The 13,264-nt window shown below is 63.5% G+C and carries 13 protein-coding genes; 3 read left to right on the top strand and 10 right to left on the bottom strand.

All coding sequences use genetic code 11. The features are described from left to right. Window positions 1-562: 562 nt before the first annotated feature. The 5 genes from BraRD5C2_RS11120 to BraRD5C2_RS11100 form a co-directional block, all read right to left on the bottom strand. The gene (locus tag BraRD5C2_RS11120) at window positions 563-1,633 is read right to left on the bottom strand and encodes an NAD-dependent epimerase (RefSeq protein WP_223968307.1); all 1,071 of its coding nucleotides are present in this window, start codon (window positions 1,631-1,633) and stop codon (window positions 563-565) included. A 55-nt stretch (window positions 1,634-1,688) separates the two neighbouring features. Continuing rightward, window positions 1,689-2,105, bottom strand: a complete 417-nt coding sequence (locus BraRD5C2_RS11115; RefSeq protein ID WP_223968306.1) for a hypothetical protein — start codon at window positions 2,103-2,105, stop codon at window positions 1,689-1,691. Between the two features lie 55 nt (window positions 2,106-2,160). Beyond that, the gene (locus tag BraRD5C2_RS11110) at window positions 2,161-2,436 is read right to left on the bottom strand and encodes a hypothetical protein (protein WP_223968305.1); all 276 of its coding nucleotides are present in this window, start codon (window positions 2,434-2,436) and stop codon (window positions 2,161-2,163) included. Between the two features lie 158 nt (window positions 2,437-2,594). After that, entirely contained in the window at window positions 2,595-3,011 is a 417-nt protein-coding gene (locus tag BraRD5C2_RS11105) for a hypothetical protein (protein ID WP_223968304.1), read from the bottom strand. Next, complete coding sequence (locus BraRD5C2_RS11100; protein ID WP_223968303.1) at window positions 2,954-3,112, bottom strand: hypothetical protein; 159 nt, start codon at window positions 3,110-3,112, stop codon at window positions 2,954-2,956. The genes BraRD5C2_RS11105 and BraRD5C2_RS11100 overlap by 58 nt, the downstream gene beginning before the upstream one ends. An 832-nt stretch (window positions 3,113-3,944) precedes the next feature. On the opposite strand from BraRD5C2_RS11100, the gene ku reads away from it, so the two are divergent. Further along, complete coding sequence (gene ku / locus BraRD5C2_RS11095) at window positions 3,945-4,922, top strand: non-homologous end joining protein Ku (RefSeq protein WP_223968302.1); 978 nt, start codon at window positions 3,945-3,947, stop codon at window positions 4,920-4,922. A gap of 214 nt (window positions 4,923-5,136) precedes the next feature. Here the strand turns inward: ku and BraRD5C2_RS11090 are convergent, their stop codons facing one another. Continuing rightward, entirely contained in the window at window positions 5,137-5,361 is a 225-nt protein-coding gene (locus BraRD5C2_RS11090; RefSeq protein ID WP_374707979.1) for a Flp family type IVb pilin, read from the bottom strand. A 262-nt stretch (window positions 5,362-5,623) separates the two neighbouring features. On the opposite strand from BraRD5C2_RS11090, the gene BraRD5C2_RS11085 reads away from it, so the two are divergent. Beyond that, the gene (locus BraRD5C2_RS11085) at window positions 5,624-7,258 is read left to right on the top strand and encodes a thiamine pyrophosphate-requiring protein (RefSeq protein ID WP_223968301.1); all 1,635 of its coding nucleotides are present in this window, start codon (window positions 5,624-5,626) and stop codon (window positions 7,256-7,258) included. A gap of 82 nt (window positions 7,259-7,340) precedes the next feature. Next, a complete protein-coding gene (locus BraRD5C2_RS11080) occupies window positions 7,341-8,555 on the top strand; it encodes an NAD(P)/FAD-dependent oxidoreductase (protein ID WP_223968300.1) in 1,215 nt (404 codons plus the stop codon). 58 nt (window positions 8,556-8,613) lie between these two features. Here the strand turns inward: BraRD5C2_RS11080 and BraRD5C2_RS11075 are convergent, their stop codons facing one another. From BraRD5C2_RS11075 to BraRD5C2_RS11060, 4 genes are read right to left on the bottom strand one after another with little or no spacing between them, the layout of a single operon-like run. Continuing rightward, on the bottom strand, window positions 8,614-9,855 hold the full coding sequence (locus BraRD5C2_RS11075) for an ABC transporter substrate-binding protein (RefSeq protein ID WP_223968299.1): 1,242 nt from the start codon (window positions 9,853-9,855) through the stop codon (window positions 8,614-8,616). 45 nt (window positions 9,856-9,900) lie between these two features. Next, window positions 9,901-11,382, bottom strand: a complete 1,482-nt coding sequence (locus BraRD5C2_RS11070; protein WP_223968298.1) for an ATP-binding cassette domain-containing protein — start codon at window positions 11,380-11,382, stop codon at window positions 9,901-9,903. Beyond that, window positions 11,383-12,309, bottom strand: a complete 927-nt coding sequence (locus BraRD5C2_RS11065; RefSeq protein WP_223968297.1) for a branched-chain amino acid ABC transporter permease — start codon at window positions 12,307-12,309, stop codon at window positions 11,383-11,385. 1 nt (window position 12,310) lies between these two features. Continuing rightward, window positions 12,311-13,186, bottom strand: a complete 876-nt coding sequence (locus BraRD5C2_RS11060; protein WP_092125194.1) for a branched-chain amino acid ABC transporter permease — start codon at window positions 13,184-13,186, stop codon at window positions 12,311-12,313. Window positions 13,187-13,264 lie beyond the last annotated feature (78 nt).

Below are 13,264 nucleotides of genomic sequence, written 5' to 3'. Positions count from 1 at the left end.
CGCGCATAACAGCTTGAACCGAGCAGCATGGATGCAGCGAACCGACGCCGCGTCCTGTGCATTGAGCGCAGAATGTTTCGATCCGTTTCGGATATCGAGATCGCGGATCTGGGCAGTCTGATCCGCCCTCGCGATGCGGCGAAGGGAATCAACGCCACACATGCGATCATGCGAGACATTCGCCTCGACCTGAGCCGAACGCGACAATGCTATTCAAATTCGAAATGAGTGATATTGAGGCGTTTCGACTTCAGCGGAGGCAGCGAACGCCCGCATTCTCATCTCATATGCGCTTGCACGATTGCCACGGCGGACAACGGCGATTCGACCAACCGCCATAAGCATCGCTAATTCGCAACGTGCGTCGCGATCGCGCGCTATTTCGATTTGAGAGGCGTGTCGTGGTCCATCTTGCCACCACTGGCGACGCACCTGTTGAAAGTGGCGCTGGACATGATGATCGCGGCTGACGCGAACGCAAAACCATTGACAACTCTCGTTGCCGCACTCCGTTCCACGCCGAGCCAGGTTTTTTCTCGCGCCGGAATTCGCAACGAACGCACTACGTCCGATCGACGTCATGATAAGCGCGGTACCAGGCGACAAATTTGGCAATGCCGTCCTCGATCCGCGTCTGCGGCCGAAAGCCGATCTCACGCTCCAGATCGGAGACATCGGCCGACGTCTCCAGGACATCCCCAGGTTGCATTGGCAACAACTGCTTTTCGGCCTGCCGGCCGAAGCCCTGCTCAAGCAGTGCCACCACATGCATCAGTTCTTCCGGCCTGGAGTTGCCGATGTTGTAGACGCGCCACGGCGCCTTGCTCGACCCCGGATCGGGATGCGCTCCCGACCAGTTGACGTCACCCTCGGGCGCGCGGCCGATCAGCCGCACCATCGCCTCGACCACGTCATCGACATAGGTGAAGTCGCGCCGCATATTGCCGTTGTTGAACAACTGGATCGGCTTCCGCCCGGTGATCGCGTCCGCAAACGCATAGAGCGCCATGTCCGGCCGATACCACGTGCCGTACACGGTGAAGAACCGCAGCCCTGTCGTCGGGATGCGATAGAGGTGGCTATAGGAGTGAGCGAGCAGTTCGTTGGCCTTCTTGGTAGCCGCATACAGGCTGATCGGATGATCGACGTTGTCGTGGACCGAGAACGGCAGCTTGGTGTTGGCGCCGTAGACCGACGATGACGACGCAAACAGCAGATGCCGGCACGCAGTATGTCGGCAGCCCTCGAGGACGTTGAGGAAGCCCTCCAGATTGGAATCCAAATAGGCATGCGGATTCTGCAGGGAATAGCGCACGCCGGCCTGCGCCGCGAGATGCACCACGACCTCGAAGCGATAGCGCTCGAACAGCGCTTTCATCCCGGCACGGTCGGCGAGGTCAAGTTCCAGGAAGGTGAAGCCGCGGTGCTGCTTGAGCAGATCGAGCCGCGCCTGCTTGAGCGCCGGATCATAATACTGGTTCAGATTGTCGATGCCGATCACCGGCTGCCCTGCCCGCAGCAAATGCTCAGCCAGATGAAAGCCGATAAAGCCGGCGCAGCCCGTGACGAGTAGATTGCCTGCGATCACCACGTTTCGCCTGTGCCTTTCGCCTTGCGCCGGACCAGGCCGCATACGCCGTCAGGCGCGGGCCGCAGCTTCTGGCTTCGCGTTGCGGCCGCGGCGCGCGTCAGTTGCTGCCGGCCGGAGGTATGTAGTCCGGAAAGCGGCTCAGCACCGCGGCCTTCATGAACTTGAAGTGCGCGATCTCGGTCGCCAGTTCCTTCAGCCGACGCTGGCCGTTGGAGATCTCGGCGTCAAACAGGTCCTGATGATGGTTGTCAAGCGCCTCGCGTTCCAGATACTCGTCGGTGCCGTTGCCGAGCGTCACCGCCGCGCGGGCCAGAACATCGTCGACACGTCGGCCAAGGCCGGATTGCTCGCTTTCGGCTGCCTGCAACGCCGCCTCGATCGCGGCCATGATCGATCCGATCCGGGCGCGATCGGTCTCGGCATCGCGCTCAGCCGAGCGCGCCTTGAAACCTTCCTCGCCACGCCGCGACCTGACCAGGTCGTGCGCGCGAGCCCGCAAAAACAGCTGAAACATCTGTCAGTATCCGGTTCGGGCCCACTCAGGCAGTATCGCTCAAAATCGCCCGGTCTTAGTTAAAAAAGGGTGAATTGCCCGCTTGCCCGGCCCTCAGGTCGGCCTTCCACTGGATCCAGGCCTTGTCGTGCTTGTCATAGAGCTCGAGCCAGCGTCCCTCGACGGCCGACGGCATCAGTTCCGCTCCCTGGGCTTCCCCGCCCAGCATCGGCAGCGAGGTGTCCAGTCCTTCGAATTCAGATGTCTCTTCGAGCGTGAGACCGACCAGCACGCGCTTTCCACTGACATCGACGACATACCGCCTTGGCGAATGCCCCCTGAGATCATTCATGCTGTGCAAGTTCCCTCACGATGCGCGGGCCGACGGAAAGACCCAGCCGGCACGCGAACCCGGCTCCGCTGCCGCAACGAAGACAAGATGACCGATTGCATGTCGCCCGCCAACCCCAACTCACCACACTGTCGCGCTACCTCTGTCGAGCTAGCCCGCTAGAACGCACGGCGCATGTGGCCGAATGCGGTAACCGGCTGCTCCGGCCGCGACGATTTCGCCGCTGACGGCGCCACATAGGGCGCATAGATCCGATATTGCGCGCGCCGCTTGCGCGACCGCCACGCGCGCGTGGCGAAACCGGAGCAGAAGCCGGCGACGAACGCCGCCGCAAGGATGAGAACAGGAGAGAGCATCACATTCGTCCACGTTGATCCGATGTTATTAACATTCGGAGTTGTGACGACATCATGATTGCGCGCGCCGAAAGAATGTTCAGCCGCTGGAATTTTTTGTGCATCGAACGGCGCAACGATGACCAGGCGCCCACGCCGGTTGTACTCGAGGGCGACGCGCCTCAGGAGAACCACCACAGCATGAATTTCAGGAACATCGAGCTGAGAAGATAAATCCACCCCGCCATCGCCAGCAGCGTCAGCCCGACGAATACACCTGAAACGCTTTTCTCCTTGAAGCGCGCCAGCAGCGAGTTTTTTTCTTCTTGCGGATAGAACATCTCGAGCTCAAGACGCATCTGATTCAAATCAGCTAGCAGCCAATTTCGATGATCTCATGACGCGTCACGGCAGCAATTCGCCCGGCGCGTCACAGATATCCACCCGCAAAATCTCGTGAAGCAGCGGGCCCGCGCTCAAGAAGATTGCTGGTCAAGGCTTGGCTCAAGAAAACAGGGATCGCCTCCTGCGATCGCAGCAGCCCGCGCGCCGGAATTTTCAGTTGCGTGATATTGCGGTCGAGGCCGCGGATGCGCGTCGCGCATCAAGCCGATCGCCGAGCCTGGGAATGCCAGGCGACCGCATGCGCGACGGCCGTGGCGAGATGCGGGCGTGATCGACCGCACACCCCGCAAGCGCATGGTGGCCCGCTATGCCCGCATCTCAGTTTAACAATCAAGACCTCGCATCGGGAAACCGCGATCGCCGCGTCACACCCGGAAAAGGCAACTAGACAATTCCGGGGATCAAGACTGCGAGCCCGGCGGAGGCCGTGAGCGGCGCGAGAACCGATGGTCCGGGCTCGGCCTGGTGCGGCCCCGGTCGGGTTTCAGCGACCTGACCGTGTCGTTCCGTTGCAATGGCGACCTTTTTACTTAAGCGCCTGAAATTCCGGCGATTGCCGCTCCCCTTCGGAGGCCGCCGCGTGATCCGGAGTGAGGCTCCGAGCCGTTGAAGGCTTTCCTACGGTTGGCGCCGCCGCCGCGTCAAACGGGCGCAGGCTCGGGCCACGGTTAACGCCGTTGCCAGATTCACCGGGCCGCGTTGTTTCAAACCGGGGTTCCCGGTGTTATCCTTGACCGTTCCGTCGGTTGCGTAATCGGAGTTTTCCCTATGGCCCCCCGCGCCAACTGGAAGGGCTTTTTGCGCCTTTCGCTCGTGACTTGCCCGGTTGCCCTGTACCCGGCGACGTCGGATACCGAGAAGGTCTCCTTCAACCAGATCAACCGCAAGACCGGCCACCGGATCAAATACGCCAAGGTCGACGCGGAGACCGGCGAGGAAGTCTCCACCGACGACATCATGAAGGGCTACAAGGTCGACACCGACACCTATATCGAGGTCACCAAGGAAGAGCTCGACGACATCGCGCTGGATTCGACCCGCACCATCGAGATCGACGAATTCGTGCCGCGCAGCGAGATCGACAGCCGCTATCTAATCCGCCCCTATTATCTCGTTCCCGACGGCAAGGTCGGCCACGACGCTTTCGCAGTGATCCGCGAGACCATCCGCAGCATGGACAAGGTCGCGATCGGCCGCGTCGTGCTGACCAACCGCGAGCACATCATCGCACTCGAGCCGCTCGACAACGGGCTGATGGGCACGCTGTTGCGCTACCCCTATGAGGTGCGCAGCGAGAAGGAATATTTCGACGACATCCAGGATGTGAAGATCACCAAGGATATGCTCGATCTCGCCAAGCACATCGTCGAGCAGAAGTCCGGCGAGTTCGATCCGGAGGAGTTCGAGGATCGCTACGAGCAGGCGCTGATCGACCTGATCAACCAGAAGCGCAACGGCATCAAGATCGCCAAGCCCGCGGCCAAGGCCAGCGGCAATGTCATCAACCTGATGGACGCGCTGAAGAAGAGCCTCGCCAACGAGAAGCAGGCTGCTCCCGCCAAGGCCGAGGCAAAGGCGGCGAAAGGCAAGAAGCCGAAGAAGCGCATCGAGGGCCAGCGCGAGATGCTGCTGCCGATCTCGGGCAGCGGCAAGCGCGAGCCCAAGGAGGCCGTCAAGCCCGAGCCGAAGAAGGCCGAGAAGCCCGCGCGTGCGCAAGGCACCGCGGCGCGGAAGAAGGCGGGTTGAGGTCGCGGCGCTGCAGCAGGCGGCCGGCCACATCATCAAGCTATCGGAGCACACCCAGCAGCAGGCGCGCTGGTAGCTTCCGGTTGCGCATCTGATCAGCGCGGCAGAACGAGGTCCGGGTGGCTGACGTTCGCGCGCATCACGATGCTGCGCGCGCTGAATGGAAACGGCGGAGGCGACTGAATCGGAAAGTGTGGAGCGTGTCCGGTGGCGCTTACTTGAATGCAGAACTGACTGCCGTGAATTGGCCGCTCACAGTGGTGCCGATGCCTCTGACGCCGGCGACGATCACGATGCTGATGCCGCCGGCAATGATGGCGTATTCGATCGCCGTAGCCCCGACGTCATCACGCAGAAATCTTGCAAGCAACGCGCGCATGAAAAGCTCCTGTCCGACGCCCGCGGCTTTTTCTCCCGCGCCGTAGTAATATTCCAGCAAAACTAGGCCACATTGGTTGACGGCGCATTGATGGACAGGATGAACGATCGCTTAAAGGTTGCACAGAAACTCGCTGCTAGTTCTGCCTGCATCCTGACTGCGCCCCGCGAGGCGGCGCGCCGCGATTGGGCGTAAACGCATATCAGGACTACCTGATCCGGCCCCGGCGACGCTTTACCCTCGCGGCGAAATCCTGTTCCTTTATCGGACAGGACGACAACGAGGCCGGAACGAACCGGCCGCATCCAAGGGAGTGACCGTCATGAAGCTCGGCACCGCAATCGCGGAAATCATGAAGCGCGAGGGGATCGAGATCCTCACGGGCTACCCGGTCAACCATTTGATCGAATACGCCGCCAGTGCCGACATCCGCCCCGTGATGGTGCGCCAGGAGCGCATCGGCTTGCACATGGCGGACGCGATCTCCCGCGTCACCTCGGGCGAAAAGATCGGCGCGTTCTGCATGCAGCACGGACCGGGGGCCGAGAACGCGATGGGCGGCGTCGCGCAGTGCTACGGCGAATCCGTACCGGTGCTCGTGCTGCCGATGGGTTATGCGCGCCGGCTCGCCAACATCGATCCGAACTTCAATTCCAGCCAGGCGATGAAGGCGTTCTCGAAATCCTCGGAGCCGATCAACATCGCCGCGGAAGTCTGCAACATCTTCCGTCGCGCCTTCACCAAGCTGAAGAGCGGCCGCGGCGGCCCTGTGATCGTCGAGATCCCCGCCGACATGTGGAACGAGGAGGTGCCGGAGCCGCTGAACTACACGCCGGTGCTGCGCACCCGCTACGGCGCCGATCCCGTGCATGTGAAGGAAGCCGCAGCCCTCCTCGTCAGCGCCAAGCGTCCGGTGATCTATGCCGGCCAGGGCGTGCATTACGCAAAGGCGTGGCCGCAGCTGAAGCGACTCGCCGAGCGGCTCGCGATCCCCGTCACCACGAGCCTCGGCGGCAAGTCGTCATTCCCGGAGACCCATCCGCTGTCGCTCGGTTCCGGCGGCCTTGCCGTGCCGCGCGCGGTGCCGAAATTCCTCACTGAGGCCGATGTGATCTTCGGCATCGGCTGCTCCTTCACCGAGACGTCGTTCGGCATCGCGATGCCGAAGGGCAAAACCATCATCCATTCGACGCTCGATCCGAACCACATCAACAAGGATGTCGAGGCGAGGATCGGGCTGGTCGGCGACGCCGGCCTGGTGCTCGACGCTCTGCTGGAGGAGATCGGCAAGACCGTGACCGCGGACCGCAACGCGAGCGCGGTCGCGGAAGAGATCGCCGCCTCCCACAAGGAATGGCTCGCCAAGTGGATGCCGAAGCTGACGCATAACGATGCGCCGCTCAATCCCTACCGGGTGCTGTGGGACCTGCAGCACACCGTCGACATCCATAACACCATCATCACCCACGACGCCGGCAGCCCGCGCGACCAGCTCTCGCCGTTCTGGAAATCGGTCGAGCCGCTGTCCTATATCGGCTGGGGCAAGACCACGCAGCTCGGCTACGGCCTGGGTCTCGCGATGGGCGCCAAGCTGGCAAAACCCGACAAGCTCTGCATCAATGTCTGGGGCGACGCCGCGATCGGCTTCACGGGGATGGATTTCGAGACCGCGGTGCGCGAGCGGATTCCGATCATGTCGATCCTGCTCAACAATTTCTCGATGGCGATCGAATTGAAGGTAATGCCGATCTCGACCGAGAAATACCGTTCGACCGATATCTCCGGCGACTACGCCGCGATGGCGCGGGCCTTCGGCGGCCATGGCGAGCGGGTGACCAAGCCCGAAGACATCATCCCCGCGATCAAGCGCGGCATCCAGAAGACCAAGGAAGGCGTGCCGGTGCTGCTGGAATTCATCACCAGCAAGGAGACCGAGGTGTCGCGGCCGGGGACGTGAGGGCACCTCACACGCCCTCACCCACTTGATTTAACCTCGCCTGGGCAGGCAAGCTCCCTCCACGAGAAGATCGGAGGGAGAGATGGCGCGCGTTCTGGTGCTGGGTGCCGGCTTTGCCGGTCTGTGGGCGGCGCTCGGTGCGGCCCGCAAGCGCGACGAGATCGGCGTGCGGGCTGAGGACACCGAGATTCTCGTCGTCGATCGCAACACCTATCACAACATCCGGGTGCGCAATTACGAGGTCGACCTCGGCGATGTCGCACTGCCGCTCAAGGACCTGCTCGATCCGGTCGGCGTCGGGCATAGGGTGGCTGACGTCGCGGCGATCGATCCGGCGAAGCGCGAGGTCGTCGTCAAGACTGGCTCCAGCGCGGACACGCTGAGCTATGACCGGCTGGTGCTGACGACCGGCAGCGAGCTGGTCCGCCCCGCGATATCAGGCCTTGCTGCACACGGCTTTGATGTCGACACCTTCGAAGCAGCCACGCGCCTCAACACGCATCTTGCCGCGCTCGGCAGGCAGCCACCCTCACCGGCCCGCGCGACGGTGGCGGTGGTCGGCGCAGGGTTCACCGGGATCGAGGTCGCGGCCGAGATGCCGGCCAAGCTCGCCGGCGCCGGCATCACCGGCGATCACCGCATCATCCTGATCGACCCCAATCCGGTGGTCGGCGCGACGTTCGGCGCGCATGGCCGTCCCGTCATCAACGAGGCGCTGGCCGCGCTCGGCGTCGAGACGCGGCTGAACGTCAGGGTCAGCGCCGTCGGCGCCGACAGCATCACGCTTGATAGCAGCGAGATCATTCCGGCCGCCACCGTGGTGTGGTGCGGCGGCATGCGCGCGAGCCCCCTCGCCGCCCTGCTGCCGGCGAAGCGCGATGCGCTCGGCCGCATCGCCGTGGATCACTACATGCGCGCCGAGGGCCTCAACGGCGTGTTCGCCGCGGGCGACGTTGCCGCCTGCCTGATTGATGGCGAGCATTCAACCGTGATGTCGTGCCAGTTCGCGCGGCCGATGGGCCGCTTTGCCGGGCACAATGTGGTCGCCGATCTATTCGGCGAAAAGCTGCTGCCACTCAATATCGACTGGTATGTGACGGTGCTCGATCTCGGCGCCTGGGGCGCGCTCTACACCACTGGCTGGGACCGCGAGGTGCATACGTCAGGCGCCGCCGCCAAGGTCACCAAGCAGACCATCAACCAGCAGCGCATCTATCCGCCGCGCAACCGCGATCGCGTCGCATTACTTGCGGCCGCCGCGCCGACGATCCAGACCGCACCGCCGACGCGCAAATAACAGAAGGGGCGGTCACCGCGTGACCGCCCCTTCTCATCTCACGATAGCGTGCGCGCAATTACTGCGACAGCTTCACAAAATCCGGAAACTTCAGCTTCCCTTCCGCGATCGCCTTCGGCCAGACCGTGATCTGCTTGCCGCCCTGCCACTGGAACACCAGGCCGGTGACGGCGCCCGGGCCGGCCTTGATGCCGTGGGTGAATTCGTCGCTCTTGCCGTAGAACTGGATCTTGCCGATCGTGCCCTCGAAATCCGTCTTCTCGAGCTCGGTGACCATCTTGTCCGGATCGGTCGAGCCGGCGCGCTGGATCGCTTCGGCGATGATGTAGACCTCGTCATAGGCAGTGTAGCCGGTATAGGCCGGCGGCGTGCCGAACTTGGCCTTGAAGGCGGCGGCGAACGGTTTCGTCTTTGGCGTCACCGCGACGTCCGGCGTCGCCACCGCGAGCGACGGCACGCCTTCGGCGGCGCCGTTGGTGTCGCCCCAGAACGTCGGGCTCAGCGCCTGCGCGCTGATGCCGAACATCGGGATCGGCACCTGCTGGTTCTTCCACTGCACCGTCGGCTGCACGCCGACATGGGAGATGCCGGTGACGATCACGTCGGGCTTGGCGGCTTCCATCTTGTTGAAGATCGGCGTGAAGTCGGTGGTGTCGGGCGAGAAGCGAATGTGCTCGACGACCTTCAGCCCGGCCTTGGGCAGGCAGGCCTCGTAGCCGATGTCGAGCGGCTTGGTCCACGCCGCGTCCTCGCTCATGATCGCCACCGACTTGAACTTGAGCTGATCAACCAGCAGCTCCTTGGCCGCGTCGCAGACGAGCTGCGCCTGCGCGGCCGAGGTCAGGTAGCCGTGGAAAGTGTACTTGTTCTTCTCATAATCGTTGTGCACCGCCTTGGTGATCTCGTTCGAGGCAGCGCCGGGCGTGATCAGCGGCATCTTCAGCCGCGAAGCCCACGGCTCCAGCGCCAGCACGACCTCGCTGATGTAGCTCGCGATCACGGCCGAAACCTTGTCCTCGCTCACCGCGCGCTGAAACGCGCGCACCGAATCCGCCGACGAGCTCTTATTGTCGTAGGTGACGATCTCGATCTTGCGGCCCATCACGCCGCCCTTGGCGTTGATCTCGTCGGCGGCGATCTGCGCGCCGCCCGGGGTTGCCGCACCCGCGATCGACTGCACCTCGGCGATGACGCCGATCTTGATCGGGTCGTTTGACTGCGCATAGGCCGGCGCCGCAAGGCACAGCGCGAGCGCCGAGGCCAACAGGCTGACGCGGGTGGCGGTTGAATATGCTGACATCGTGGTCTCCCTTGCTTTGTTTTGTTATTCTTCAAACTTCGAACGTCAGAGAAAGTCCTTGCCGGCCTCCGCGGCGAACCGGCCAGGATCGCCCTCCCAGACGATCCGCGCGTGCTCCAGCACATAGACGCGGTCGGCATGCGGAAGCGCGAAGGTCACGTTCTGCTCGCCGAGCAGCACCGTGATCTTGGTGGTCTGGCGCAGCTTCTCCAGCGCCTTCGACAACAGTTCGAGGATGACCGGAGCAAGGCCCAGCGTCGGCTCGTCGAGGATCAGGATCTGCGGCTGCATCATCAGCGCGCGGCCGATCGCCAGCATCTGCTGCTCGCCGCCGGAGAGCGTTTGGGCCATCTGGCCGTGGCGCTCCTTCAGGATCGGGAACAGCTCGAACAGCCAGGCGAGTTGCTTGGCCCGCGCCGCGTCGTCGAGATGCTGGCCGCCGAGATCGAGGTTTTCCCGCACCGTCATCTCGCCGAACAATTCGCGCGATTCCGGGCATTGCACGAGGCCCGAGCGGGCGATCTTGGCAGGTCCCGTTCCACGCAACTTCTCGCCGCCGCGCAGGATCTCGCCGGTATAAGGCAGGAACCCCGAGATGGTGTTGAACAGCGTGGTCTTGCCGGCGCCGTTGAGGCCGACGATCGAGACGAACTCGCCCTCATGGACGTGGATCGAGACGTTCTCCAGCGCCTGCGCCTTGCCGTAATGCACACTGACGTTCTCGACTTGCAGCAGCGGCACCTTGTCCTTGAACGAGGTCTCGGGCCGCGCATGGGTCTCGATCGCGCCGCCGAGATAGACCCGCCGCACGGTCTCGTTCTTCATCACGTCCTCGGCGCGGCCGGTCGTGATCTCCTCGCCGAGATACATCGCAAGCACGCGGTCGACCAGCGCGGCGACGCTCTTGACGTTGTGGTCGACCAGCATCACCGCGCGGCCCTCGTCGCGGAAGCTGCGGATCAATTGCGAGAACACGCCGACCTCGGTGCTGGTCAACCCGGCAAAGGGCTCATCGACCAGCACCACCTTCGGGTCGCGCGCGATCGCCTTGGCCAGCTCGAGCCGGCGTAAATCGGCGAACGGCAATGTCGGCGGGCGGCGGTCCATCACCGCCCCGAGGCCAACGCGATCGGCGATCCATTTGGCGCGCTCGGTCAGCGCCTTGTCGGGAAACAGCATGAACAGGCTGTCGGGCAGCAACGCGACCATGATGTTCTCGAGCACGGTCTGCCGGTTGAGCGGCCGCGAGTGCTGGAACACCATGCCAAAGCCCTTGCGCGCGATCTTGTGCGCAGGTAGCCCGGCCACGTTTTCGCCGTCGAACAGCACCTCGCCCGCGGTCGGGCGCTCGATGCCCATCACGCTCTTCATCGCGGTCGACTTGCCCGAGCCGTTCGGCCCGATCAGGCCGAGAATCTCGCCGGGGCGCAGCTCGAAGCTCAGATTCTTCACCGCGGTCAGGCCGCCGAACCGCTTGGTCAGGCCGCGAACTGCAAGTGTCGGAATAGTGGTCACAGTCTGATCCATTTAGGAGCGCGCCTCGCGAGACAAGGCCGCTCCGAGGAAACCGCCGGGGAAGAATAGCACGACGAGCAGCGCCACAGCCGAGACGATGAAGGTGGCAAGCTCGCCGGTCGGGCGCAGGAATTCGCCGGCCACGATCAGGAAGATCGCGCCTAACGCCGCGCCCAGCACGGTGCGCCGGCCGCCGAGCACGGCTGAGACGATCACGTTCACACCGACCGCAACATCGACCACGGTGCCGACCGAAGCGGTGCCGAAGTAGAACACCAGCAGCGCCCCCGACAGTCCCGAGAAGAAGGCGCTGACGATGAACGCCGCGAGCTTGTGCTTGACGATGTTGAAGCCGAGCGCGCCGGCCTGCACCGGGTCCTGCCCACTCGCCTGCAGCACGAGGCCGACGGGCGATTGCGACAGGCCATACAGAATGGCCGCGCTGATGCTCATGAAGCCGAGCGCGATCCAGTAATTCGCCCCGGCATTGATCGTGATGACATCAGGGATGGTGAGCCCGATCTCGCCGCCGGTGAGATCGGCGAACACCACAATGAAATTCTGCAGCATCAGCACCGCGACCAGGGTGGTGAGGCCGAAATACGGTCCTCTCACTCGCAGCGCCGGCAGCGCCAGCACGAAGCCTGCGACCACCGAGGCCAGCGCGCCGAGCAGGATGCAGACATAGACCGACCAGCCGAACTGGTTGTTGAGGATGCCCGCGGTGTAGGCGCCGGTGCCGATCAGGAAGGTCGGCCCGAAATTGACCTCGCCGGCGAAGCCGAACAAGAGGTCCCAGGCCATCGCGAATACGCCGAAATAGAACGCGACGGTGAGCAGGCCGAGGATATAGCCGGAGACATAGAGCGGCAGCGTCGCGGCAACCACCACGCAGACCAGCGAGATGAAGAACAGGCGCGAGGTGAAGAAGTTGGCCATCTCAGCGCCTCCCCAAGAGGCCTTGAGGCCGGATATACATCACGAACACCAAAAGCAGCAGCGCCGGAATGGTGCGGTAGGCCGGCGAGATCATGTAGGCCGTGATGGTCTCGAGATAGCCGACCACGAAGGCCGCAATCAGCGAACCGGAGACGCTGCCGAGGCCGCCGAGCACCACGATCGAGAATGCGCTCGCGGTCAGCGGCCCGACGCTGTAGGAGCTGACGCCGAGGAACATGCCGAGCAGCACGCCGGCGATACCGGCGAGAATGCCGTAGATGCCCCACACCACGATATAGATCTGGGTGAGCTCGAGCCCGAGCAAGGTGACGCCGCGCGGGTTCATCGAGGCCGCCAGCACGGCCTTGCCGGTCCTGGTGCGGTTCACCAGCAGCCACAGCAGGCCGATCACGAGGCAGCACACCAGCGCGGTGAAGATGTTGTTGCGCGGCGTGCGGTTGCCGAAGATATCGACGACGCCCTCGACGATCGGCAGCACCGTCTTGGCGTTGTTGGTGAAGAAATAGGCGATCAGCTCCTGGATCATGATGCCCCACAGCAGGGTGCCGGTGAGGACGAAGATTTCCTTCTCCTCGTTGGGGATCCGCCTGGAGTTCTGGATCGGCTTCACGACTGCAAAATAGGTCGCGAACGCCATGATCAGCGCCACGCCGACACCGAACAGCGCGCCGGAGTAGATGTCGAGGTGCAGCACGCTGGCCGCGGCCCAGGCCGCGACCGCTGCGGCCACCATGATGGCGCCGTGGGAGAGGTTGAGAACGCCGGAGACACCGAAGATCAGGGTGAAGCCGGTGGCGCCGAGCGCATAGAGCGCACTGATGGCGAAGCCATCGATCAGGATTTGTAAGGCAAGCATCTCAAATCGGCCGCGGCAGCAAAGCTGCCTGTTGTGGAGGACGCGGAACTGAATACGGATGCTCCCGGGACCGGCCCG

The sequence above is a fragment of the Bradyrhizobium sp. RD5-C2 genome, assembly GCF_019972155.1.
Taxonomy (GTDB): Bacteria; Pseudomonadota; Alphaproteobacteria; order Rhizobiales; family Xanthobacteraceae; genus Bradyrhizobium.
This window is presented reverse-complemented; position numbering and strand designations above follow the sequence as displayed.